The following is a 23701-nucleotide window of genomic DNA, read 5'->3' on the forward strand; positions in this document are numbered from 1 at the left end:
TACCTCCTAGTTAAACCATGATTCGCGCGCTTTCATAATAAGTTGACCTGCTTTTTCAGCACCTAAACCTTCGATATCAGAGATATCGTCAGTGGCTTGATCCGCAAGATCATCTACAGTTACCACACCGCGAGCGGCAAGCGCATATGCGATTTCTTTAGTCACGCCTTCCATTGCAGCAAGCTCTTCGCTTGGCTCTTGGATGTTTTCTTGTTGCTTCAATGCATCAGCCAATGCGATTTCTTTTGCACGACCTTGTAGCATTTCAACAGTTTCAGCATCAAGTTCGATCTCATCGAATGTTTCCGCAGGAACATACGCGATTTCTTCTAATGATGTGAAACCCATTTCAACTAACGCCATCGCTAAGTCTTCATCAATATCTAGACGTGTAACAAACATATCTAAATATTGTTGCGCTTCGTTTTGTTGGCGTGCGTGATATTCTTCTTCAAGCATCATATTGAGCTTGTAACCCGTCAATTCAGATGCTAAGCGTACGTTTTGACCTTGAGAGCCAATTGCACGTGCTAACTGATCACTCGTTGCAAAAATAATATCTGCAGTACGTTCTTCTTCATCAATCACGATACCTGATACATCAGCAGGCTCTAGAGCACTTGCAATGTACTGTGCCGCGTCATCAGACCAAACGACTACATCAATACGCTCACCATTTAACTCTGATTGAACTGCTTGGATACGTGTACCACGCATACCAATACATGCACCTACAGGATCAATACGGTGATCGTTTGTTTTCACAGCGATTTTAGCACGAACGCCAGGTTGACGTGCAGCAGCCTTAATCTCAATGATTTCTTCAGCAATTTCAGGAATTTCTTTCTTCATCAATGCAATGAGCATTTCTGGTTTAGAACGAGAAAGTAATAACTGAGCACCACGGCCTTCACGATTTACGTTAAACAAAATCGCGTTTACACGTTGTTTAGGACGTAGAATTTCTTTAGCGATCATTTCTTCACGCGCAAGATATGCTTCTGCATTGTCACCTAAATCAATGATAAAGCCATCTTTGGTTTGTTTTTTCACTTCACCGTAGATGAGTTCACCAACTTTAGATTCGTAAGCATCTGCAATTAGCGCTCGCTCTGCTTCACGAATTTTTTGAACAATCACTTGTTTCGCAATTTGTGCCGCAATACGACCGAAATCAATCGATTCAACTTCAAGTTCACGAATATCACCAATTGCCCATTTTGCAGGATCTACATCAGAGATCGCATCTTGGCATGCTGGCATTTCGTGATCTTCGTCGGCAACCACTTCCCATTGACGGAAAGTACGGTAATCACCAGTACGACGGTCGATTTCTACACGTAGACGAGCTTCTTCCGAGTGAGTTCCCTCGTAGAATTTCTTCTTAGTCGCTGCAACTAAAGCTTGTTCAAGCGCTTCAAAAATTGCATCACGACTTACACCTTTTTCGTTACTAACCGTTTCTACTACGGTAAGAATTTCACGAGCCATAAGTCACCTATTCGTTCAGATTCTTATTTATTAAATTAATCTTGGAAAACCAGATTTGCTTTATCAATATTGTGGCTGTCAATATCCAACACTTGTTGCTTTTCAACTTCAACCTGAATCATTTCGTTCTCAAGGTCTACGTTTACAAGTTTGGCTTGGAATTTACGACGATTATCTACAGCACTGATCAAACGCAAAGCGACTTGCTGACCAATGTATGCCGTCATTTGTTCCAATTTAAAGAACTGACGATCCCAACCTGGAGATGACACTTCTAATGCATATTCGCCTGAAATTGGATCATGTACATCCAACATCGCACCCACTTGCTGAGTGACACGAACACAGTCCTGCACGCCGATACCACGGCCTTGCTCAACTTCGCCATCTTCATTGATGACAGGTTCTGCATTTTCATCAACTTCACGGTCGATATAAATACGTAACAGTGAACGTTTTCCTTGAGGTTGGAAATCAATCCCCCAAAGTTCTACATCACATGCTTGCACCGCTGGGGCAATTAAGTCCTGAAGTGCTTGAGTTTTATTTGATAGCTTCATTTACTCTCGTCAAATTTGTGCGATTCGATGGTCGAAATGACCACTACAGACCAATGCGAAACTATAGTAGTAGTGAAACATGACGGTTTGACCAAAATACTGTCGACACTACACGATAGCCAATAAAAAAGGGCGTAAATCGCCCCATTATTACACAGAAAACCATAGTCCACTGTGCAAAAAGGCCCACCTAGTTGTGAGCCTCTTTTAGAAACTTGGTAGCGGGAGCTGGATTTGAACCAACGACCTTCGGGTTATGAGCCCGACGAGCTACCAGACTGCTCCATCCCGCATCAACATGCAAAAATTATATACAATTTCTTGGTCATTTTCAATCTAAAACAACCTGAAGAATTGCCCTACTGAGTTGCATCTCAGAGGATTGGTAGCGGGAGCTGGATTTGAACCAACGACCTTCGGGTTATGAGCCCGACGAGCTACCAGACTGCTCCATCCCGCATCAACATCACAATGACTTTCAGATAAGCTGCTTATATAGATTGTGTGCTATATAAGATTGGTAGCGGGGGCTGGATTTGAACCAACGACCTTCGGGTTATGAGCCCGACGAGCTACCAGACTGCTCCACCCCGCATCAATATGCAAATAGTTTTCTCAGCTTTAAAAGCTGTCCATTTAAAAGCTTGCATCTTAAAAATAGAATTGATTGGTAGCGGGAGCTGGATTTGAACCAACGACCTTCGGGTTATGAGCCCGACGAGCTACCAGACTGCTCCATCCCGCATCAACAGAGTTTTGCTGCATACACCAACTTATGTTCTGGATTATAAGTTGGTGCGGAAGGGGGGACTTGAACCCCCACGCCCGAAAGCACTACCACCTCAAGGTAGCGTGTCTACCAATTCCACCACCACCGCAGCTGTGACGCATTCTAGTCGCAACACGTCAAAAAAGAAAGTGCTAAATAAATTATTCAGCGCTTTTTGGTGCAGTTGGCGAAGTTTCAGCCGATTTTGCAGGCGCAGTCGGTACTGAAGAAATCGCATTCAGACTATAAGCATCTGTCGTTTGTTTCTTTGCAAACACAGCAAGTGTCAAGCTCGTAACGAAGAACAAAGCCGTTAAAATCGCAGTCAAACGGGTCATAAAGTTACCCGAACCCGATGCACCAAATACAGTTGCAGCACCGCCGCCACCAAAAGATGCACCCGCATCTGCGCCTTTGCCATGCTGAACTAAAATCAGCACGATCATTAAAATCGCTAAGATAATATGTACCACCAGCACAAACGTATGCATGCTGAACTCCTAATTATTTTGTATTTGCAAATACTTGAGCAATTTTATAAAACGACTCTGCATTTAATGATGCACCACCGACCAGCGCACCATTGATATCTGGACAGGCTGCCAACTCTACTGCATTTTCAGGTTTTACACTACCACCATAAAGAATCGCAGTATGAAGTCCCATTGGGGTGATTTGGCTTAAACCTTCACGAATTTTAGCGTGCATCGCTTGCGCATCTTCAGGTGACGCTGTTTTACCTGTGCCAATGGCCCAAATTGGCTCATAAGCTACCACAATTTGTTTCCACTGCTCTGCTTGTACAACAGCAGCAATATCACATATTTGTTGTAACACAATCTGTTCTGCTTGGCCGCTTTCACGTTGTTCTAAGCTTTCACCCACACAATAAATCACAGTCAAACCTGCGTTTAATGCATTTTTTACTTTTTCATTAATGATATGCGGTTGATCAGCGAATATTTCACGGCGTTCCGAATGACCAATCAGTACAAACTCAACACCATAATCTTTTAATAGCTCTGCACTGAGCTCACCCGTATATGCGCCTGTACCTGCGACGCGAGAAACGTCTTGTGCAACGGTTATGATGTTACGGCTTGCTTGTGATAATTCATTTTGCACCGTGGTCAAAGCAATAGCTGTTGGTGCAACCCCAATATGGCATGCCGCTTCAGCAATATTTTGTTCATCTAATAATTGCTTAAAATTCTTAAGAAGTGCGCCAGCATCGGCTTGCAATGGGTTCATTTTCCAGTTACCCACTACCCAAGGCGTAATCGTCGAACCCGACATATTTATCCCACATGACAAAGATGAAATCGGGCACATTCTACACGTAATTCATAATTTTGAAGATAAATTTCAACACATTTGCATCTTCGAAGCACACCAGTCATTCCAAGATCTTCACTTTTCTGTAAAAAATTTAAGCAGTTTTAAGGACTGGTTCATGCTTTTTACCAATTCTTAGCTAGTGACAACACTTTAAGATATGGTATTTTTGTGCAACAAAAGTATAATTTTGCTATACCAATTATAAACAGACTGAAGCATAGGCAAGTAAAAGCATGACAGCAGTTCAAGGTTCTTCAAGATTTACGGGGTTTATTCGTCGCTTAGTTGACGAAGGGCATCTGTCTGCCGAAAAAATGCAAGCAGCGCTGCAAAATTCAAAAAAGGCTCATCAAGATATCGTGCCGCATTTGATTCAGGAATATCACCTTTCAGCACGCCTGATCGCAGAAACCATCTCGATAGAGTTCGGTGAACCGGTTTTTGATATTTCAACTTATGATACGTCTTTAATTATACGTGATGAATTTGAAGATAAACTCATTACCAAGCATCGTATTTTGCCTATTTTTAAACGTGGCAATTTATTATTCGTTGCGATCAGTAATCCCACCAATATTGAAGCAGTGGATGCCATTCGATTTGGTAGTAAGCTGAATACTGAAACAATTATTGTTGAACATGACAAACTTGAAAAGTTAATTGAACAGAACTTTGCTGAAGAAAGTACTTTTGACTTTGATGATGACTTTGATCTTGATTTAGATAGTGAAACACCTGATCCATCTCAAGAAGATGAAGATGAGGCAACGGGTGATGAAGCACCGATTGTTAAGTACATCAATAAGCTGCTAGTCGACGCCATTCGCATGGGTGCATCCGACTTACATTTCGAACCCTATGAAAAGTCTTACCGTGTCCGCTACCGTGTCGATGGCGTGTTAAGAACAATTACTAATCCGCCATTGCAGCTCGCGACTCGACTTGCTTCGCGTTTAAAAGTCATGTCACAAATGGACATCTCGGAAAAACGTATACCTCAAGACGGTCGTATCAAGTTAAAGCTGTCAAAGAACAAAGCTATCGACTTCCGTGTGAACTCTTTACCGACCTTGTTTGGTGAAAAACTTGTACTGCGTATCCTTGATCCATCTAGTGCGATGCTAGGGATTGATGCGTTGGGTTATGAACCGGATCAAAAAGAACTGTTCATGCAGGCTTTAGAAAAACCACAAGGCATGCTGCTCATTACCGGCCCAACGGGTTCCGGTAAAACCGTATCTTTATATACAGGTTTAAATATTCTCAACCGTGAAGATACCAATATTTCAACGGCCGAAGACCCTGTGGAAATTAACTTAGAAGGGATCAATCAGGTCAACGTAAATAATAAAGTCGGCCTCACCTTCTCTGCAGCCTTAAAATCATTCTTACGTCAAGACCCTGATATTGTGATGGTCGGTGAGATTCGAGATTTAGAAACGGCTGAAATTGCCATTAAAGCGGCTCAAACAGGTCACATGGTGATGTCTACACTGCATACCAATAGTGCACCTGAAACACTGACACGCTTACGCAATATGGGCGTGCCTTCATTTAACATCGCGACATCCGTGAACCTTGTCATTGCGCAGCGACTTGCACGTCGCCTATGTTCACAATGTAAAGAAACAGTAGACGTACCAAAACAAAGTCTATTGGAGCTTGGTTTTACCGAAGATGATTTAAATACACCAGAATTCCAAATATACCAGCCTGTGGGTTGTGCCGAATGCCGTGAAGGCTATAAAGGTCGTGTGGGTATTTACGAAGTCATGAAAGTGACACCTGAAATTTCAAGAATTATTATGGAAGACGGCAATGCCTTACAAATTGCCGAAGCTTCCAATCAAGCAGGTTTTAACAATTTACGCCGTTCAGGCTTAATTAAGGTCATGCAGGGGGTGACTTCACTTCAAGAAGTCAATCGTGTGACCAGTGAGTAAGTGAATTAGTATTTAAAAATAAGGATAAATTCATGGCTGTAAAAAAAGCGCAGATGATGCCAACCTTCAGTTATGAAGGCGTGGATCGCAAAGGGGCGAAAATCAAAGGGGAAATGCCTTCGCGTAATATGGCTTTAGCCAAAGTCACTTTACGTAAGCAAGGCATTACCATCCGAACCATTCGAGAAAAACGTAAAAACATTCTCGAAGGCTTGATGAAAAAGAAAGTATCCACTTTGGATATCACGGTATTCACGCGCCAACTTGCAACCATGATGAAAGCCGGGGTACCGCTCGTTCAGGGCTTTGAGATCGTGGCAGAAGGCTTAGAAAACCCAGCCATGCGTGAAGTGGTTTTGGGGATTAAAGGTGAAGTTGAAGGCGGCAATACCTTTGCAGGTGCACTCCGTAAATATCCGCAGTATTTCGACAACCTATTTTGCTCTTTGGTTGAATCAGGCGAACAATCGGGTGCACTTGAAACCATGCTGGATCGTGTTGCCATTTATAAAGAAAAAAGTGAATTGCTTAAGCAAAAAATCAAAAAGGCCATGAAGTACCCAGCCACAGTTATTGTGGTCGCGATAATTGTGACCATTATTTTGATGGTGAAAGTTGTACCCGTATTTGAAGGCCTTTTCAGTTCATTTGGTGCAGAACTGCCAGCTTTTACTAAGATGGTTGTCAATATGTCAAATTGGACTAAAGATTATTGGTTTATCATGCTTGTGGTTATTGCAATATTAATTGGTGGGTTTCTAGAAGCAAAAAAACGTAGCAAAGCTTTCCGAGACTTCTTAGACAAAGCTGCACTAAAAGCACCAATTTTTGGTGATTTGGTTTATAAAGCGATTATTGCCCGCTATAGCCGCACCTTGGCAACCACCTTTGCCGCAGGTGTACCTTTAATCGATGCACTAGAATCAACTGCAGGTGCAACCAACAACGTGGTCTATGAAACAGCGGTCATGAAAATTCGTGAAGATGTCGCGACTGGTCAGCAATTGCAATTCGCCATGCGTGTTACCGATAAATTTCCACCTATGGCAGTCCAAATGGTCGCTATTGGTGAAGAGTCTGGCGCTTTAGATGCCATGCTAGATAAAGTGGCGACACATTATGAGAATGAAGTAGATAATGCCGTTGATGGCTTAACCTCGATGATGGAACCCTTAATTATGGCTATTCTCGGGATTTTAGTAGGGGGGCTTGTTGTCGCAATGTACCTCCCAATCTTCCAAATGGGTTCAGTGGTTGGTTAAAACCAAGAAAGGGAAATATTTTGTTTACTGATTTTTTTAGCTACTTAATCAACAACCCAACTGCGATGTATATCGCAGTTGGGATTTTTAGTCTTTGCATCGGCAGTTTTTTGAATGTGGCGATTTACCGCACGCCGAAGATGATGGAACAAGAATGGCGCACGGATTGCCAACTGTTTTTACATCCAGACCAACCGATTATTGATGAAACAAAGATTACCCTAAGTACCCCTGCTTCAACCTGTCCAAAATGTAAAACGCCAATTCGTTGGTATCAAAACATTCCAGTCATCAGTTGGATCGTGTTACGCGGAAAATGTGGAAGTTGCAAAAACCCGATCAGTAGCCGTTATCCACTGATCGAATTACTCACCATGATCTGTGCGCTGATTGTTGTTGCAGTTTTTGGTCCAACCATCCAGATGCTGTTTGGTTTGGTGCTGACTTATGTATTGATTGCCTTAACATTTATTGATTTTGACACCCAACTTTTACCTGACCGCTATACCCTTCCTTTGGCTGCACTCGGGCTTGGCGTGAATAGCTATGCCATTTATACCTCTGCAACCTCAGCCATTTGGGGGTATATCATCGGGTTCTTATGCCTATGGATTGTTTACTATTTATTTAAAATCATCACTGGCAAAGAAGGCATGGGCTATGGTGACTTTAAACTTTTAGCTGCGTTGGGTGCATGGATGGGCCCTTTCCTGCTCCCACTGATTGTATTACTCTCTTCACTGGTAGGTGCAATCATTGGCATTATTTTGCTCAAAGTTCGTAAAGAAAACCAACCTTTTGCATTTGGTCCCTATATTGCCATCGCTGGATGGATCGCCTTTTTATGGGGTGATCAAATTATGAAAATTTATTTGGGTCAGTAAGGTCGTTGTATGACATTTGTCTTGGGTTTAACAGGTGGTATCGGTAGCGGAAAATCTGCTGCAAGCAATTGGTTTGAACTCCAAGGCATTCAAGTCGTCGATGCTGATATCGTTGCTCGCGAGGTTGTCGAACCGGGGCAACCCGCACTGATTCAGATTCAACAACAATTTGGTGATTGGATTTTACTTGCGAATGGTGAGTTAAATCGACGCGCTTTACGTGAACATATCTTTAAAGATCCTACAGCACGTCAAGCACTTGAAGCCATTACCCATCCTGCAATACGTCAGTCCATTATCCAACAGTTAAATGAAGCCACCAGCCCCTATGTCATCTTGGTTTCGCCGCTGTTATTTGAAACCAATCAACATGAATTAACCAATCACACCTTACTTATTGATGCCACAGAACAATTGCAAATTCAGCGTGCATCACAGCGCGATGGTCAAACTATCGAGCAAATCCAAAAAATCATTCACGTACAAATGTCGCGTCAGGAAAAGCAAAAAATTGCAGATGATATCGTGCTGAATGATGGTCATTTAGATCATCTTTATGCACAGCTTCGGCCGTTGCATCTCAAGTACTTAGCGCACGCTGAAAAAAGCTAAATAAAAAAGCAGTCTTACTCAGACTGCTGTTTTTGTTGTTCGAGTTGCTGCTCTAGACTGTCCTTTCGTCCCAACCATTTCCACGGTTGAATCGCTCCAATCCCCATCCCGACCAATCCACACACAATTGCAAAACTTAAGGGTTCATTCAGCAGCGGTACCGCTAAAATTGCAGCAATAAAAGGTGCCAAAGTTACGATACTTCCGGCTTTAAATGCACCCAGACGCTTGATCGCCTCTACATACGTTAAAGTCGCAATAATCACCACAAAAATACCGTGAAAGATAACTTGTCCAATGAGTTGCAATGGCTCTGGGTCAGACCAATGTTTAGGGAAAAATAGTAGATAAATAGGCACGAATACCACGGCAGACCAAACCGCAACCCCCGCCATGGCATGCCAAGCAGAGAGTCTCCATTGCTTAAGCAATACCGTAAATATCCCCCACCAAATGGCACTGATAAAAAATAGCAAATCACCTAAACCAAATGCCACACCAGTCTCGACGTACATTAAATAGCTCATTAAGCTAATGGCAGAGACCATAATCACCACACTGATCCACGTATGCTTATCGATCGGCTGTTTGAAGATCAGAAACGCGGCTATGGCCGTACATAAGGGAATACAACCATTGAGGAAGATTGCAGCATGAGCCGCAGGAGCATAATGAAATGCGCTATATGCCGTTAAGCAATAGGTCACCCCGCCGAGCATGGCAAGGATAAAAGGCTCTTTCTTCCATAAAAAAGCCGTATCTTTTTTATAAATCAAAATTGGCATTAAGATGCAAAATGCCAAAGCAAACCGAAGTGCCGTGATATCCCAAGCACTGATTCCCCAATTGGCGCTTAAACGCGCCGTTAAGGTGAATCCACCCCAAATACACATGGTAATGAATACATATAAATAACCTTGCTTTTGGGGAGACATCATCACTGCTATTTCAATTCATTATTACGTTGGCGGCATGCTTCATACAATGCCATACCGGTCGCGACACTGACATTTAAGCTTTGCAAATTACCCGCCATTGGAATGTAAACAGTTTGATCACATTGCGCCTGCGTAATAGGACGCAAACCTATATCTTCAGCGCCCATCACCACACATACACCCGTACCAGTGAAGTCAAATTTTTGAATCGGCAAAGCTTTTTCATCTAGCATAGTACCGACCACACGTACATTAAAGTCTTCTTTGATTTGAGCCAATGTACGTGCCAAGTTGGTTACCTGAATAAACTTCACTTTTTCAGCACCACCAGCAGCAACTTTACGGGCTGTTGGGGTAAGTGTCGCTGAACGATCACGCGGTGCAATCACGGCTTCAACGCCCATAGCTGCCGCTGTACGGATACATGCACCAAGGTTATGTGGGTCTGTAATATGATCTAAAGCCAATAGCAACGCATTGGGATTGGCTTGTAATAAAGCCTCTAAATCTTTTTCGTTTAAGATTGGATGGGGGCGTACAGCCGCGACCACACCTTGATGGAACGGTTGTCCCGCAAGTTTTTCCAAACTATCACGGCTAGCTTTTTGAATGCTGACACCAAACGGTTCTGCCAACTCAAAAATACGTTTTAAACGCTGATCATCACGTCCTTTTAACGCAAATAAAGTTAATACGCGTTCTGGCTCAAGTTCCAGTAATGACTCCACTGAATGAACGCCATAATAATATTCCGGTTTCGCCATGAACGACCTCTAATTTGCAAACTTCGATAAACTTTTAAACAGGGTATGATCACCCAGCGCACAGCTTAGGTTATCAAAAAGAAAAATCCTGCAAAGCAAGCTTTACAGGATTTATGCTATGACACATAGTTTAACCGATTTGAAGTTAAAAAACTGTGCCTAAATGGATTGAATTATTAGCCTTCTAAGTGGCACACATAATCCAAGACTTCATCTGTTTCAATTTTAAAACGGCTATTACCTGGCACGTAGAATGATTGACCCGCACGGAATAGTTCGCTTTCTTCGCTATCAGCAATTTGAACACGGCATTCACCTGAAATAATTTCCATACGTTCAGGTACATGGGTTTCAAAAGTCAGCGCTTGTTCAGTTGGAAGCAACACACCCAGTGTTTTCTTGGTTCCATCTTCAAATTGCACAGTGTGGCTGATACATAGACCGCCAAAATAAACATTTGATTTTTTGATGACTGATACATGATCAAACTGTGCTGACATGCGTTTTCTCCAGATAAAGCATATTTATAATATTTTGATTGAAGTAGTTTAATTGTGCTGCAAAAACTAATCAATCAGTGTTGAAAACTTTGAGATAGATAATTACAAAAATCTGAGAAGTGGATATGTCCCAATACCATCTCACTACCTTGACATTGAGAATCTAAAACAAACTGTACTTTTGTACAAAATACTTTTTTTATTTCATCCACTAAAGTCCTAGTTAGGGTCTATTGAAACGCTGCAAAATCATTTCACAGATATATACATGAATAATGAATTATATGGACGGATTTAAGAGACCAAATCATGACGTTTTATGGCAATAACACGTTAGATTAAATACAAGAATACATACACAAACGTGTTTTGTGAAAACTTAGCAAAATGTTGGATGGTTTAAGCTCACGTTATGCAAGATCATTTACTCTTTGCATCACTACACTGCGTACTTACGGCAGATACGAAACTAATTTCTTATTAAACTGAAATTTAGGATAGAATTATGAGGTTTTTCGTCATCTTAAAATAAAACTTATCTTGTGACCAAAACAAAACTTAATTATCTTTAACTAGAACTTTTCGCAGCTCGGATGCGTTTATGCTGACACATTTAACTCTGATCAATTTTGCATTAGCCGACCATTTAGCCATCGACATTGAACAAGGCTTTAACGTCCTGACGGGTGAAACAGGTGCTGGTAAATCTTTGCTGCTAGACGCACTATCAGCATGTTTAGGTGAACGAACAGACACCAACTATGTGCGCTATGGATCAGACAAAGCCGATGTGACAGCGACCTTTAGCTACCAAGAGCACAGTCCTGAAGCACTGTGGCTCAAAGAACACGAACTAGATGATGAGTCTGGAGAAATTCATTTACGTCGCGTGATTTTTGCAACAGGTCGCAGCAAAGCATGGATTAATGGACGTCCGAGCAGCTTATCTGAGTTAAAAGAAATTGGCCGTTTATTGGTACAACTCTATAGCCAACACAGCCAACAACAACTTTTAGAACCACCCTACCCAAAGCATTGGCTGGATCGTTATTATAATTTCTATCAGCCTGCTCAAGCCGTGCGTGATGCTTATAGCAAATGGCAAAAGGACATTCGTCAGCACCAAGCAGCACTCGACGCCCAAGCCACACGTAAGCAACGGATAGAAACGCTTGAACTTCAATTGGAAGAACTTGAAGACCTTGTGCAAACGGACTACAAGGAAATCGAGCAAGAATTTGACCGTCTCAGTCATCATGAACATATCATGCAAGACTGTAGCTATGGTCTAAATGCCCTCGATGATGCCGAGCAAAATATCAATCAAGAAATGGGCGCGATCATTCGTCGAATTGAATCGCATGCAGGACGTAGTGAACAACTTTCTGAAATTTATACGTCGCTACTGAACGCTCAAAGTGAAATTGAAGATGCCACCGCAAATTTACGTCAGTTTATTGATCGTCAAAGTTTTGATCCTGAACTTATGGACGAATTAAATACCAAACTGGAAGTTTTTCATCGCTTAGCGCGTAAATATCGTACTCAGCCTGAAGATTTAAAACAAGAATACGAAGCGTGGCAACTTGAGTTAGAGCAACTGCATCAGCTGGAAGATCCTGAAACCTTAGCTGAACAAGTGGAAGTGTCTCATCAAGACTTTTTAACTAAAGCACAGCATTTGGATGATATTCGTCGTGAAGCGTCTACCCCATTGGCGAAGCAGTTGACTGAACAAGTGAAGCAGCTCGCGCTCCCAGAGGCTCATTTTGAATTTAAATTTGAACCGCTTGAACAAGCTTCAAGTGAAGGTTTGAGCTTTATTCAACTGCTGTTCACCGCAAATAAAGGGATTCCTGCTCAGCCTCTAGCACGCGTGGCATCGGGGGGTGAATTGTCACGTATCGCCTTAGTCATGCAAGTGATGAATGCTGAAAAAACCGAATCCGAAGTCTTGGTCTTTGATGAAATTGATGTCGGGATCAGTGGCGGAACGGCAGAAATTGTCGGGCGTTTGTTGGCTGATTTGGCACAGCATGTTCAAATTTTATGTATTACTCACCAAGCCCAAGTCGCTGCCCAATCTGACCAACATCTCTTGGTGAAAAAACGTCAAACGGATCCTGCAAGCAGTACCATTATCGAATTAGAAGAAGATGATCGGATCCAAGAGCTGGCTCGAATGACTGGTGGTGTGGAGATTAGTCAAACGACCTTACAACACGCAAAACAGTTGCGACAATTAAAATTTCAACATAGTTAATTTTTGATGCTTTCAAAAAAGCCTGTGTATTCAAAGTACACAGGCTTTTTTCTTAAATACACTATTTGAAAATCCCCTGATACACAAAGCCTTTTGAGCCCAAGCTATAGCGTAAATATTTATACTGCGGCTGATGTTGTTGATTGAGTAACATAACATCCACGTGTTTCGGACTGATTTTGAGATATTCATTACCGCTACGACGATCGGTTTCATAATGGCAGTCATAATCTACCGAGATTTGATCTAGTTTCTTTTGCTTAGTTTGAAATACATAAGATTTAAGTAACTGTTTTGGTCCAACTTCAACAGCTCTTAGATGATGTAGTCCACTGCAATTATCACCTTTATAATAACTCTTCACCAAATATACGGTTTTATTTTGGATGTTGACCGGCAAAATTTGATTGATATAGCCTGAGTCAAATTGATCTAAATGTTGCGTTTTTCCCGTTGCATATTGCACATAGCTGCTCCACTCCCCCATGGTGCCTCCGCCAGACACATCAAAACTATAAAATTTAAGTTTTTTATCTGGTGAATATTGCACATGAACAAAACCTTGCTTTTCGAGTTGCGTAAATCCGTAGTGAAAACTGCTCGGATCTGCCGCAATGACTTCCACAATTTCACGTTCTATCGCTTCATTGACCTCATAAAAATTTAAGTTTTTATATTTTTTAATCACCTGAAATTCATGTTTTTGTAAGTCAGCACTTCCTGCAAAGCCCGAAATAGGCAGGCTTGCACAGAGTGCCACCCCTATTATTTTTGAAAAATGTGTCATTGTTTCACCCTCAGTTTATCCTGCTATTTTAAGCAATCTCAGTCATCCATCACGTATATCTTCTCCTCACTTTTGTACTGCTGTTGTTCAAATCACCAATCATCGCTTCACAATTCACCACATTGCAGACCCGCCTGCACGATGAAGATTTTTAGCATGTCCCTCACTGGTCGAGCATGACAAATATTGAATTTGCGGAAAAACTCATTGTTGAAAACTTGTGAGTCTAGTATGTTGATAAATACAACGTTATTCGAATGTAATTCCCCCAAGAATGAAACTTACCCCAATAAGGAGAAGCCATTAGGTGACTAAACAATACCTCACACACCGCTGCCTGATTGCTCCACCCGAAATGAACGATGAATTCTTTGCCAATACGGTGATTTATTTAGCGCGACATGATGAAGATGGCGCTCAAGGCATCATTATTAATCGTCCTTCGGGCTTGCAGATCAAAGAACTATTGAATGATTTGGAAATTGAGGCAGATAATGTGCATCCTCATGAAGTGTTGCAAGGTGGTCCTTTGCGCCCAGAGGCAGGTTTTGTTCTTCATACCGGTCAACCGACATGGCATTCGTCTATTGCTGTAGGTGAAAATGTCTGTATTACCACGTCTAAAGATATTTTAGATGCGATTGCACACAATGAAGGTGTGGGTCGCTATCAGGTGGCTCTAGGCTATGCCAGTTGGGGTAAAAGCCAATTGGAAGAAGAAATTGCTCGGGGTGATTGGCTCATTTGTGACTCAGACATGGATTTAATATTTAACTTACCTTATGACGACCGCTGGGACGCTGCCTATAAAAAAATGGGCGTAGACCGCACGTGGTTATCATCTGAGATTGGACATGCCTGATTTACCACAATATCAAATGATTATGGCCTTTGACTTTGGCACACAAAAAACAGGAATAGCTGTGGGACAAGCCTTGATTGAAAGTGCAAATCCCCTGCCACTCTTTCCCATGAAAGATGGCATTCCCAATTGGGATAATCTACTCAAGATTGTGAAACAGTATCAGCCGGATTTGTTCATCGTGGGTCTACCGCTCAATATGGATGATAGCGAATCTGAACTCTCCACACGTGCGCGTAAATTTGCACGACGCCTTCGCCACCAAACTAATATTGAAACCTTGATGGTCGATGAACGCTTAACGACACGTGAAGCGCGTGATGAATTAGATCATTATCAAGCCCAAGGCCGTGCGAAGCATCTTTCTGCCGACAGCCTTGCTGCAGCATTGTTTATTGAAAGTTGGTATCGAAATCCAGTCGGGCTAAAACCTTAAGCGCTTTCAACAAACAGGCAAATAAAAAAGCATCCAAAAGAGGATGCTTTTTTATGCGCAAGATTGATCACTCAATGCTGCGCAAATGAAATGATTGGGGATAACTTAGTTTTTATCCACAATATGAATCGTGGTGGTTCGACCCGCGACAAAAGCCAACTGATCATGCGGCACTTCATCCAGTACAATTTTCACTGGTACACGCTGTGCCAAACGGACCCAACTAAAGGTTGGATTAACATTAGCGAGCAAACCATCAGTCGATGTACGTTCACGGTCTTCAATCCCTGTTGCAACGCCTTGTACATGGCCTTTATAAACTTCAGAACTTCCCATCAGTTGGATTGTTGCAGGTGCGTCAACATAGATTTTATCCAGTTTGGTTTCTTCAAAATATCCCACAACATACAATTGTTGACGGTCAATTAAGGCCGCTACGGCTTGGCCTACTTTGACATAATTCCCCGCTTTGAGTTCAAAGTTAGACAAAGTTCCATCTGTTGGGGCAACCACTTCCGAACGTTTTAAATTCAACTCAGCCAAATGCAAACTGCTATTCGCTGCTTCAATTAGGGCTTTTTGCTGCACCACACTGGCTTTGGCTTGTTCAATCGCGGCCTGAGTTTGCTCATGTTCTGCATGTGATTGATCACGTACTGCAAACATTTGATCTTGTTCTTGTTTTGAAATCGCACCGTCCATCAAACTTGCATAACGATTTGCATTTTTATCTGCAAGATTGATATTGGCTTGTGACTTCACTAGATTTGCTTTGGCTTCAGCAAGCTGTGCTTCAGCCCCTGCTAATCCTGCTTTGGCTTTCGCCAAGTCAGATTTGGCTTGCTCAACATCCAAGGCTTGACGTGCCACATCTATACGAAACAGCACTTGGCCTTTTTTCACTTGTTGGTTGTCTTGAACCAAAACGTCTGTGACCAAACCAGAAACATCCGATGACACTTGAATCACGTCACCACGTACCCGTCCATCACGCGTCCATGGTTCCGAATTGTAATAGTCCCAAATATGTTTCAGCGCAAGTAATGCGCCGCATAGCACGATTATCAACAATACAGGCCGAACATATTTTCGGACATTCAAATTGGTCATACGATTACCTCAATCATTTCATTTTTTTAGGGGCTTAGAACTGGCAGAAAATAAAGATTTCATGCACCAGCCAAAGCAACATCACAAATACACCCAAATAAAAAATATTGGGCATCGGCACCCAATCTTGCGCCATCCATCGGTCAAGCAAACGCATGATGATCCGCAATAACAGATAGGCCAATACCGCTTGAATCAATAGAATGGGCACATAGACGCCATATACATTTAGCTCACCCATGTTGTGCCTCGACCTGTAAATGATTTGGAGTCTGCTGTGTTAGAACATGACACAAACTGCTTTGAATATTGTTCAGTGAATACAGAATTCGATGCATAACATCGTCGTTTTCCACACCCTGAACGGCCTGATTCAATCGTTGAACTCGCTCTACAATTTGCTGTTTCAAGCTCATAAAGACATTCTTTTGCCCTTGTTCCATGGCCCGAAAATAGTCATCTAAATCTTGTTGTAATTCTTCGAGTTCGCTGAGCAGTGCATCATTCGGATCGAGTTTATTCATCAGCTCTTGTAAGCGGGTCAAATCAATCACCGCACTAGCTTCCACCAAAGCCCACTCGATCTGTTGTTTCAAATTTCCTGATTGCACCATTTTGCTGTTTAGGATGCCGATTCGGTCCAACATACTGCGTAAATGCACCCGAAACGGTAAGCCGTACGGCAGATATAAAGCCTGACGCAGTGCCTTGTAATGCTGTGAAAGTATGCGTTGGGCCGTCATATCTGGTGACATTGCACGCACTAAATGAATAATAAACACCGAAATAATGGGTCCCAAAACCGTTCCAATCGATGCATCAAAGAAAAACACCTGATCGAGGCTAAAGCGGTTTTGAATATTCAGTCCCATAATCGCCCCCATCAGTAATGGCAAGCTAATTCCAATTAAAGGTGGATGTAAAAACAGCATCAGACAGAACATCACAAACGGTGCTAATACCACGATCAACTGCCAAAAGGCGGTCACATGCGGGAAAATGCCATAGGCGTAGATAAATACCACGACCGCTGCATACATATTCGCGCGAATAAACATTTTCAATGCAGGAACAGGATTATCCATTGCAGTTAAAATACAAGCACTGATCGCAGCCATTTCAGCCATCATAAATCCAGCTTTCCAACCACTAACGATCCAAAAACCCGTAGAAATTAAAATAATCAAACATGCAGACACCCCGCCACGAATAGCAACCCCCGCATCTCGGTGCAAAGTCGGATAATAACTATTGCCCAAGGCGGTCAGTATGGCCGGTAAAGTGGAGTCGCCTTGCTGTACCCGCTGCCAAAGCAGACGAATCGCACGAATATTCTGAATAAAATGGCGAATATTCATTTTTAGACTGCCCAAAATCACCTGCTGTGATGGCAATGCCTGTGCCTGAATGTGTTGAAAATCTTGCTCAAACTGTTCAGGCAATTGATTAAGTTTACTTTCCTCAATCTGATGTCGATCTAATAAAAACGCGGCAATATGTTCATGGGCTTGCTTGAGTGCCGTCCGATAATGTGTGTCCAGACCGTCTAATTGTTTCATCCGCTCAGACATGGCCACCAAGTTACTGACCAACAAACTCAACTGATGCAAGATTTCCTGCAACGGACGTGTCATGCCTTTTAAGGTGGATTTTTCATAAGACAAATGCACCGCCATGACATGTATATCCGCGATATCTCGTGCAATATTGCCGAGATTTTTTGAATAATTTTCTAGTTCGGCAGGCTCTAATAAAATCTGATCAAAAATTTCTTTGGTATCCGCAAAGGTTTTGCTCACCCGTGTTTCGACTGCAGGACCAATATGCATTGGAAATAACGTCGTGGTCACGATGGCACTACAGACCACACCCACCGTAATTTCCAGAAAACGCCCCAAGGCCATATCGAAGATCGAAGCGGTATCAATAAAATACACCACGTTAAAACAGATAATGACCGTGGTATAACCCGCCAACATGGAAACATAACTACGAGGCGTACGGTCTAGCAGTGACAAATACAAGCAAAACCCAACCCAAACAGCCAAAAAAACCGTAAACAGTACAGGCATATGAATAAGATGTGGCAATGCCACCACCGACACGGCCGCCCCTAAGAATGTTCCTAATACACGATACAAACTTTTTGAAGACGTCATCCCTGAATATGGATTCGCGATCACGAAAACGGTGCCAATCGCCCAAATCGGATAAGCCAAATTCAGTACAAAGGCTACATACAATGCCAACATGCCCGCGATGAACGTTTTGGTCGCAAAAATCCAGTCCATTTTATTGGGCCGAAAAGCGAGTATTTGTTTCGTCAGCAGCATGATTGATCTCGTCGGTTTGCTTCTTTTTAGTGAAAACGGCCTCGTATCGAATGCTTAAACATTCGACAGCACAACCTGTATCACGGCACAGGAATGACTAGAAATTTCAATAAGTAAAGAAGCGATTCAAATCGTGTTTCAAACCATTTGAATACAAAAAGTAGTGTGCAACATTGCCTGCGCATCGAAAGAATGGGCAATATTTATTCAATATAAGATATTTTCACAACAATTTTGCTAAAAAAACAAATTAAAGTCAATATTAATATCTTATTTTGATAATTGACCTATATTTTAAATGCGTATTTCAATTTTTTATTATGCTTTTATCAGAATAACCCAAGAAACCCTGTGATATTTCAGATTTGTTTCATTTTCAATGTAGAAAAGCGCAACATCAGGCCGAGCAATTTGTTATAAAGTAACTTAACGATTCATTTTTTATTGTGACCAAGCAGGTTCTTATGGCGCTTTCCAGTTTTGGTAAAATTCTCACCGTACTCGACTTATTTTCAGTTGCTCGTCCCATCATCAATGTCGACATTATTAGTGAAGAATTAGGCTTATCTAAACCAACGAGCTATCGCTATTTAAAAGAACTGGTTTCTGCTGAATTATTGCAGCGCCTCAGTGGGACTTCTGGCGATTACACACTGGGTTCAAAAATTGCTGTGCTTGATTTTATTTCTCGCACCACCGATCCATTGGTGCAAATTAGCATTCCATTCATGAAAGAAATTGTGGAACGCACAGAGTCTTGTTGCTTATTGACGCATCTGAATATCGACTCATGTATTGATGTACATCATGAACTGTATAAGGACTATACTGCCTTAGCATATGGTCGAGGTAGCCCACGTCCAATGTACAAAGGCTCATCATCTAAAGTGATTTTGTCGCAGTTACCTAAGCAACGGATTTTAGATTATTACCACCGTTTTGCGGACGAATTATCTCAAGTTGGTTTTGCGCATAATGAAGAAGAATTTATGCAGCAAATGAAAAAGATTAAAAAGCAGGGTTACTATTTTTCCAATGGTGAAGTTGACCCGAATATGTCGAGCTTATCGATTCCGATTAAATTTTCCAGTAAAGAACCCCCGCTTGCTTTGACCCTATTGGCGTCTAAAAATCGTTTTGAATTTATGAATTTTCAAAAAGTCGTAGAAATGATGCAAGACTGTACAGCGCGTATTGAGAAAAAATACAGCAGTATGATGGAAGAATCGGACGCCATTTAAATCTGATCAGATTGCGCACAACTGATGCGATGTTGTAAAGATGATATTTAATTAATCTGATAAATTTATATTATTAATTGAATTTATTAATTATAAATATTGGATAAATTATCATAATATGATTATTGTTCTTTAGCAGTCATCTCAACCATGTGTTCCATGATTTCAGTTGATTGTCGCTATACTCTTCCTCAGAGAAAGAAAAAAGCTCATCTAGATATGGGCTTTTTTTATGGCTGTTGATCATAGAAATAACGAAAGGTTAAATTCACCCTCGGCTCGGTCACTTTCATCGACTTCATTAGGGCATGTTTCCAATACCGTTGGGTTTTCCCACGCATCACAATCAACTGTCCACTTTGCAGTAAAAGCTGTACTTTCTCTTGAGTGCTTTTATGTTTAAAGCAAAACTTTCGGCTTGCGCCAAAACTCAAAGATGCGATCACCACCTGCTGTGTGGGTGAAAGCAAAGATGGCTCATCATCACTATGCCACCCCACCGCTTGCGTACCATTTTCGTATAAATTGGCCAAACAGGAATTAAACGTCTGACCCACCCGTTGCTCAATATGTTGCTTTAAGCGCAGTAAAGCTGGATTCCAGATCAATGCCTGCTTTTGCATGCCTGAATAGTGATACTCATAATGAGCATCTCCATACCAAACCACTTTTCGTTCCGTTTGAAAATACTGTCCATGCAAAATGACTTCATCATGCTGCCAAGCCAACTGCGTGAGGAAATAGCGTAAATATTTTTCACTCTCTTCGGCGTTGAAGATCAATCCATAATCTTCAACTTCACCATCATAGGGCAACAGATTTGCATGCGGTTCAGGCGTAAATAATTCAAAATTCATCGGTTCAACTCAATACTATTTGGCACAGCAGCGTGATGCTGATGTCGTGAGCACATTTAAAAAATATCTTAGCCGAAAAACTCTCGTCACAAATCAAAACATTGTCATTACTTGTCGCATAGAATTTTCAGTCTTAGACTAAAGCTCATATTCACAATAAAAATAATTGCTTATGAACCTTTGGCAGCTTTTCCAAAAATTACGTCCATTCGTACAGCCATACCGCTGGCTGGTGGTCGTGACGCTGATCTTGACCTTAATTGGCTCACTCACGGCACAGGTGAATGCCCTGACACTCAAATATGCCGTAGACAGCATCAATCAGCTTTTACAGCAAGGCCTCGGTCTAGCCAATGGTTGGCATATATTAATCACCATCACCGTAGTTTTACTGGGAAAAGAAGTCATCAATGCCATCGTGCAATTTGGACAAAAATCGTTTGGTGAAAAATTACGTATTTTAATTTCTCAGGATTTGTCCCAAGGCATTATTGAAAAATTTATCACCTATCGATTGGCATTCTTCGATCAACAAGACAACCAAGCAGGCAAACTCCAAACTCGAATTGATCGGGGGGTTAGCTCGCTCACACGACTGGTTCAAATCTTTTTTATTGATATTTTACCGCTATTTACCAGTGCGATTATTGCACTGGGCTTAATGTATTATGCCAATGTTTGGGTTGGCGTGGTGGCCACAATTATTGTGCCGATTTATTTTTGGCTAACTTTCAAACAATCACAAAAACTGGCAGGCAAACGCCGTGCCCTACGCGATAATTTTGAAAAGAAAAATCAGGGTATTCTGAGTATTATCAACTCGATAACGGTCATTAAATCTTTTAACAAAGAAGCCGTCGAATCGAAAAAGCAATTAAATCTGCAAAAGTCGCTGACTGAAAACCAGATGCAGACACGGCAAACCAGTTATATCTTTGACGGACTCAAAACCTTTATTGAACAGGTCGGTGTGGTACTGATCATCATTCTGACAGCCTATTTTGTTTTGGATGGGCAAATGAGTATCGGGATGATTATGTATCACGTGTTGTTATTTAATAATGTCTCTGCCCCGATTCGCTCGCTGCATCGTATCTATGATGAAATTAACTCTGCGATGATTTATTCGGAAAGCTTCTTTAACATCTTAGAAGCGGATCATGAAATTGAAACCAGTGGCACTGCTCAACCTCCGATTCAAGGTCAGTTTGAATTAAGCAATGTCGACTTTAGCTATCCCAATGGTTTTCAGGCACTGCACCGTATCAACATGACCATCCAACCGAACAAAATCACCGCCTTGGTTGGTTTATCTGGGGCTGGTAAATCGACATTAATTAGCTTACTGGATAAGTTTTATCATCCTCAAGCGGGCAATATCAAACTTGATGGCATCGATTTAGAACAGATTGATACGCAGTATTTACGTGAAAATATTGGTTTGGTTTTACAAAAAAATCATATTTTCCCAGGTTCAATTTTTGAAAATATTCGCTATGGAAAAAGTACAGCCACAGAGCAAGAAGTCTTTGATGCAGCACGGAAAGCCTCGATCCATGATCAGATTTTAAAATTACCACATGCCTATGAAGCAGATGCCTTACTGCTTTCAGGTGGACAGCAACAGCGTATTGCCTTGGCACGTATGTTCCTAAAAAATCCGCCGATTATTTTCTTAGATGAACCGACTGCAAGTTTAGATGCGATCGCGGCTGAACAAATTAAAAATAGTCTGGATCAAATTAAACAAGGGCGTACCGTCATCATGATTTCACATAGTTTGTCGCAAATTATCGATGCTGATTACACCTATGTGATGAAAGACGGACAAATCGTAGAACACGGGGAGCATCATGATTTGTACCATCAAGAAGGTGCCTATAAGCAAATCTTCGATGCGATGGCGAAAAGTTTAAATATTGACAAAATTGCCCGAACTTTTGAGGAAGACGAAGAAACACATAGTTAATTTAGACCGAAAAAAGCCCATCGTTTGATGGGCTTCGTTCATCTTGATGCTAATCCATTAACGCTGAACTTTTTGCTCAATTTCTTCAACACTGGTGTGACGGACATCTAGACCTTTCACCATATAAATCACTTGTTCAGAGATATTTCGAGCATGGTCACCAATACGTTCAAGTGAACGCAGCACCCAAAGTACATTCATCACCCGAGTAATGTGGCGTGGATCTTCTATCATATACGTCATGAGGGTACGGGTTGCCGATTGGTACTCGCGGTCAATATCAGCATCGGCCAAAAGGACACGTAAAGCCTGATCTACATCCAAACGTGCAAAGGCATCGAGCGCATCATGAATCATCACGCGGACTTGGTTGCCAATATGCCGTGTTTCCATATAACCACGCGGTGAACCACCCTCTTCACACAAGCTTTGTGCAATACGGGCAATTTTTGCCGCTTCATCACCAATCCGTTCTAAATCGGTGTTGGCTTTCGACATCGCAATCACCATGCGTAGATCAATCGCAGCAGGATGACGGCGCGCCAAAATCAGGGTAAGCGCTTCATCAATTTCAGTTTCCATACGATTCACCGTATTGTCTTGAAATTGAACATCGATCGCCATCGTAGCATCTGTATCCAATAAGGCATGAATGGCATTTGCAACCTGTTGCTCCACCAAACCACCCATGGTCATAAATTTGGTATGCACATCCTGCAACTCTTCATTGAATTGCGAAGAAATGTGATGGTTTAAAACAGGATTATTAGGCAAAGCGAGTC

22 protein-coding genes and 5 tRNA genes are annotated in these 23701 nt (G+C 41.8%); 9 read left to right on the forward strand and 18 right to left on the reverse strand.

The genetic code is table 11. From position 1 onward, the window contains the following. Positions 1-6: 6 nt before the first annotated feature. The 9 genes from nusA to tpiA all read right to left on the reverse strand — a co-directional run bounded on the left by nusA (position 7) and on the right by tpiA (position 4116). The gene (nusA, locus tag FTU75_RS11985) at positions 7-1491 is read right to left on the reverse strand and encodes a transcription termination factor NusA (protein WP_078192558.1); all 1485 of its coding nucleotides are present in this window, start codon (positions 1489-1491) and stop codon (positions 7-9) included. A 35-nt stretch (positions 1492-1526) separates the two neighbouring features. Continuing rightward, complete coding sequence (rimP, locus tag FTU75_RS11990) at positions 1527-2051, reverse strand: ribosome maturation factor RimP (protein WP_078192559.1); 525 nt, start codon at positions 2049-2051, stop codon at positions 1527-1529. 216 nt (positions 2052-2267) lie between these two features. Next, a tRNA-Met gene (locus tag FTU75_RS11995) sits at positions 2268-2344 on the reverse strand. 90 nt (positions 2345-2434) lie between these two features. Further along, positions 2435-2511, reverse strand: a tRNA-Met gene (locus FTU75_RS12000). A gap of 58 nt (positions 2512-2569) precedes the next feature. Then, positions 2570-2646: transfer RNA gene (locus FTU75_RS12005), tRNA-Met, on the reverse strand. A gap of 73 nt (positions 2647-2719) precedes the next feature. Next, a tRNA-Met gene (locus FTU75_RS12010) sits at positions 2720-2796 on the reverse strand. Between the two features lie 48 nt (positions 2797-2844). Beyond that, positions 2845-2929, reverse strand: a tRNA-Leu gene (locus tag FTU75_RS12015). A gap of 52 nt (positions 2930-2981) precedes the next feature. Continuing rightward, positions 2982-3311, reverse strand: a complete 330-nt coding sequence (gene secG / locus FTU75_RS12020; RefSeq protein WP_078192560.1) for a preprotein translocase subunit SecG — start codon at positions 3309-3311, stop codon at positions 2982-2984. A gap of 13 nt (positions 3312-3324) precedes the next feature. Then, complete coding sequence (tpiA, locus tag FTU75_RS12025; RefSeq protein WP_180116036.1) at positions 3325-4116, reverse strand: triose-phosphate isomerase; 792 nt, start codon at positions 4114-4116, stop codon at positions 3325-3327. A 275-nt stretch (positions 4117-4391) separates the two neighbouring features. Between tpiA and pilB the strand changes: the two genes are divergently transcribed. The 4 genes from pilB to coaE all read left to right on the forward strand — a co-directional run bounded on the left by pilB (position 4392) and on the right by coaE (position 8859). Further along, a complete protein-coding gene (gene pilB, locus FTU75_RS12030) occupies positions 4392-6101 on the forward strand; it encodes a type IV-A pilus assembly ATPase PilB (RefSeq protein WP_180116037.1) in 1710 nt (569 codons plus the stop codon). Between the two features lie 32 nt (positions 6102-6133). Then, positions 6134-7363: a type II secretion system F family protein gene (locus FTU75_RS12035; RefSeq protein ID WP_078189420.1), complete on the forward strand. Its 1230-nt coding sequence runs from the start codon at positions 6134-6136 to the stop codon at positions 7361-7363. Between the two features lie 65 nt (positions 7364-7428). Then, the gene (locus tag FTU75_RS12040; protein WP_180116089.1) at positions 7429-8247 is read left to right on the forward strand and encodes an A24 family peptidase; all 819 of its coding nucleotides are present in this window, start codon (positions 7429-7431) and stop codon (positions 8245-8247) included. Between the two features lie 9 nt (positions 8248-8256). Next, entirely contained in the window at positions 8257-8859 is a 603-nt protein-coding gene (coaE, locus tag FTU75_RS12045; protein ID WP_180116038.1) for a dephospho-CoA kinase, read from the forward strand. 14 nt (positions 8860-8873) lie between these two features. On the opposite strand, the gene FTU75_RS12050 is transcribed toward coaE, so the two are convergent. From FTU75_RS12050 to FTU75_RS12060, 3 genes are all read right to left on the reverse strand, one after another. Then, positions 8874-9794: a DMT family transporter gene (locus FTU75_RS12050; RefSeq protein WP_373685871.1), complete on the reverse strand. Its 921-nt coding sequence runs from the start codon at positions 9792-9794 to the stop codon at positions 8874-8876. Positions 9795-9802: 8 nt separating this feature from the next. Next, a complete protein-coding gene (rlmB, locus tag FTU75_RS12055) occupies positions 9803-10561 on the reverse strand; it encodes a 23S rRNA (guanosine(2251)-2'-O)-methyltransferase RlmB (protein ID WP_180116040.1) in 759 nt (252 codons plus the stop codon). Positions 10562-10737: 176 nt separating this feature from the next. After that, a complete protein-coding gene (locus tag FTU75_RS12060; protein ID WP_067763086.1) occupies positions 10738-11061 on the reverse strand; it encodes a pyrimidine/purine nucleoside phosphorylase in 324 nt (107 codons plus the stop codon). A 601-nt stretch (positions 11062-11662) separates the two neighbouring features. On the opposite strand from FTU75_RS12060, the gene recN reads away from it, so the two are divergent. Beyond that, complete coding sequence (gene recN, locus FTU75_RS12065; RefSeq protein ID WP_180116041.1) at positions 11663-13324, forward strand: DNA repair protein RecN; 1662 nt, start codon at positions 11663-11665, stop codon at positions 13322-13324. Positions 13325-13385: 61 nt separating this feature from the next. Here the strand turns inward: recN and FTU75_RS12070 are convergent, their stop codons facing one another. After that, a complete protein-coding gene (locus FTU75_RS12070) occupies positions 13386-14111 on the reverse strand; it encodes a hypothetical protein (protein ID WP_180116042.1) in 726 nt (241 codons plus the stop codon). Between the two features lie 307 nt (positions 14112-14418). Between FTU75_RS12070 and FTU75_RS12075 the strand changes: the two genes are divergently transcribed. Both FTU75_RS12075 and ruvX read left to right on the forward strand, forming a co-directional pair. After that, positions 14419-14973 carry a YqgE/AlgH family protein gene (locus tag FTU75_RS12075; protein WP_180022050.1) on the forward strand — a complete coding sequence of 185 codons (555 nt, stop codon included), beginning with the start codon at positions 14419-14421 and terminating at the stop codon, positions 14971-14973. Beyond that, a complete protein-coding gene (gene ruvX / locus FTU75_RS12080; RefSeq protein WP_180116043.1) occupies positions 14966-15409 on the forward strand; it encodes a Holliday junction resolvase RuvX in 444 nt (147 codons plus the stop codon). The genes FTU75_RS12075 and ruvX overlap by 8 nt, the downstream gene beginning before the upstream one ends. A 105-nt stretch (positions 15410-15514) precedes the next feature. Here ruvX and FTU75_RS12085 read toward each other — a convergent pair whose 3' ends face one another. From FTU75_RS12085 to FTU75_RS12095, 3 genes are read right to left on the reverse strand one after another with little or no spacing between them, the layout of a single operon-like run. Next, positions 15515-16519 (reverse strand): HlyD family secretion protein, encoded by a 1005-nt coding sequence (locus FTU75_RS12085; RefSeq protein WP_180116044.1) that lies wholly within the window; start codon positions 16517-16519, stop codon positions 15515-15517. A 34-nt stretch (positions 16520-16553) separates the two neighbouring features. After that, positions 16554-16760 (reverse strand): DUF1656 domain-containing protein, encoded by a 207-nt coding sequence (locus FTU75_RS12090; RefSeq protein WP_078192571.1) that lies wholly within the window; start codon positions 16758-16760, stop codon positions 16554-16556. Further along, on the reverse strand, positions 16753-18852 hold the full coding sequence (locus FTU75_RS12095; RefSeq protein ID WP_180116045.1) for an FUSC family protein: 2100 nt from the start codon (positions 18850-18852) through the stop codon (positions 16753-16755). Before FTU75_RS12095 ends, FTU75_RS12090 begins: the two co-directional genes overlap by 8 nt. Before the next feature lie 464 nt (positions 18853-19316). On the opposite strand from FTU75_RS12095, the gene FTU75_RS12100 reads away from it, so the two are divergent. Beyond that, positions 19317-20093 carry an IclR family transcriptional regulator gene (locus FTU75_RS12100; RefSeq protein WP_180024252.1) on the forward strand — a complete coding sequence of 259 codons (777 nt, stop codon included), beginning with the start codon at positions 19317-19319 and terminating at the stop codon, positions 20091-20093. Positions 20094-20323: 230 nt separating this feature from the next. Here FTU75_RS12100 and FTU75_RS12105 read toward each other — a convergent pair whose 3' ends face one another. Beyond that, entirely contained in the window at positions 20324-20950 is a 627-nt protein-coding gene (locus FTU75_RS12105; RefSeq protein WP_180110456.1) for an alpha-ketoglutarate-dependent dioxygenase AlkB, read from the reverse strand. 172 nt (positions 20951-21122) lie between these two features. On the opposite strand from FTU75_RS12105, the gene FTU75_RS12110 reads away from it, so the two are divergent. Further along, positions 21123-22919: an ABC transporter ATP-binding protein gene (locus FTU75_RS12110; protein ID WP_078189432.1), complete on the forward strand. Its 1797-nt coding sequence runs from the start codon at positions 21123-21125 to the stop codon at positions 22917-22919. A gap of 57 nt (positions 22920-22976) precedes the next feature. Here FTU75_RS12110 and phoU read toward each other — a convergent pair whose 3' ends face one another. Next, positions 22977-23693: a phosphate signaling complex protein PhoU gene (gene phoU / locus FTU75_RS12115; protein ID WP_078189433.1), complete on the reverse strand. Its 717-nt coding sequence runs from the start codon at positions 23691-23693 to the stop codon at positions 22977-22979. Between the last annotated feature and the right edge of the window lie 8 nt (positions 23694-23701).

The sequence above is a fragment of the Acinetobacter sp. YH12140 genome (genome assembly GCF_013418475.1).
Lineage (GTDB): Bacteria > Pseudomonadota > Gammaproteobacteria > Pseudomonadales > Moraxellaceae > Acinetobacter > Acinetobacter amyesii.

Coding starts and splice junctions, on each gene's coding strand:
- rimP (WP_078192559.1), bottom strand. CDS start 2,051: ATGAAGCTATCAAATAAAACTCAAGCACTTCAGGACTTAATTGCCCCA.
- recN (WP_180116041.1), top strand. CDS start 11,663: ATGCTGACACATTTAACTCTGATCAATTTTGCATTAGCCGACCATTTA.
- FTU75_RS12070 (WP_180116042.1), bottom strand. CDS start 14,111: ATGACACATTTTTCAAAAATAATAGGGGTGGCACTCTGTGCAAGCCTG.
- coaE (WP_180116038.1), top strand. CDS start 8,257: ATGACATTTGTCTTGGGTTTAACAGGTGGTATCGGTAGCGGAAAATCT.
- FTU75_RS12100 (WP_180024252.1), top strand. CDS start 19,317: ATGGCGCTTTCCAGTTTTGGTAAAATTCTCACCGTACTCGACTTATTT.
- FTU75_RS12085 (WP_180116044.1), bottom strand. CDS start 16,519: ATGACCAATTTGAATGTCCGAAAATATGTTCGGCCTGTATTGTTGATA.
- nusA (WP_078192558.1), bottom strand. CDS start 1,491: ATGGCTCGTGAAATTCTTACCGTAGTAGAAACGGTTAGTAACGAAAAA.
- FTU75_RS12035 (WP_078189420.1), top strand. CDS start 6,134: ATGGCTGTAAAAAAAGCGCAGATGATGCCAACCTTCAGTTATGAAGGC.
- tpiA (WP_180116036.1), bottom strand. CDS start 4,116: ATGTCGGGTTCGACGATTACGCCTTGGGTAGTGGGTAACTGGAAAATG.
- FTU75_RS12105 (WP_180110456.1), bottom strand. CDS start 20,950: ATGAATTTTGAATTATTTACGCCTGAACCGCATGCAAATCTGTTGCCC.
- FTU75_RS12090 (WP_078192571.1), bottom strand. CDS start 16,760: ATGGGTGAGCTAAATGTATATGGCGTCTATGTGCCCATTCTATTGATT.
- FTU75_RS12110 (WP_078189432.1), top strand. CDS start 21,123: ATGAACCTTTGGCAGCTTTTCCAAAAATTACGTCCATTCGTACAGCCA.
- pilB (WP_180116037.1), top strand. CDS start 4,392: ATGACAGCAGTTCAAGGTTCTTCAAGATTTACGGGGTTTATTCGTCGC.
- ruvX (WP_180116043.1), top strand. CDS start 14,966: ATGCCTGATTTACCACAATATCAAATGATTATGGCCTTTGACTTTGGC.
- FTU75_RS12040 (WP_180116089.1), top strand. CDS start 7,429: ATGTATATCGCAGTTGGGATTTTTAGTCTTTGCATCGGCAGTTTTTTG.
- FTU75_RS12050 (WP_373685871.1), bottom strand. CDS start 9,794: ATGTCTCCCCAAAAGCAAGGTTATTTATATGTATTCATTACCATGTGT.
- rlmB (WP_180116040.1), bottom strand. CDS start 10,561: ATGGCGAAACCGGAATATTATTATGGCGTTCATTCAGTGGAGTCATTA.
- FTU75_RS12095 (WP_180116045.1), bottom strand. CDS start 18,852: ATGCTGCTGACGAAACAAATACTCGCTTTTCGGCCCAATAAAATGGAC.
- secG (WP_078192560.1), bottom strand. CDS start 3,311: ATGCATACGTTTGTGCTGGTGGTACATATTATCTTAGCGATTTTAATG.
- FTU75_RS12060 (WP_067763086.1), bottom strand. CDS start 11,061: ATGTCAGCACAGTTTGATCATGTATCAGTCATCAAAAAATCAAATGTT.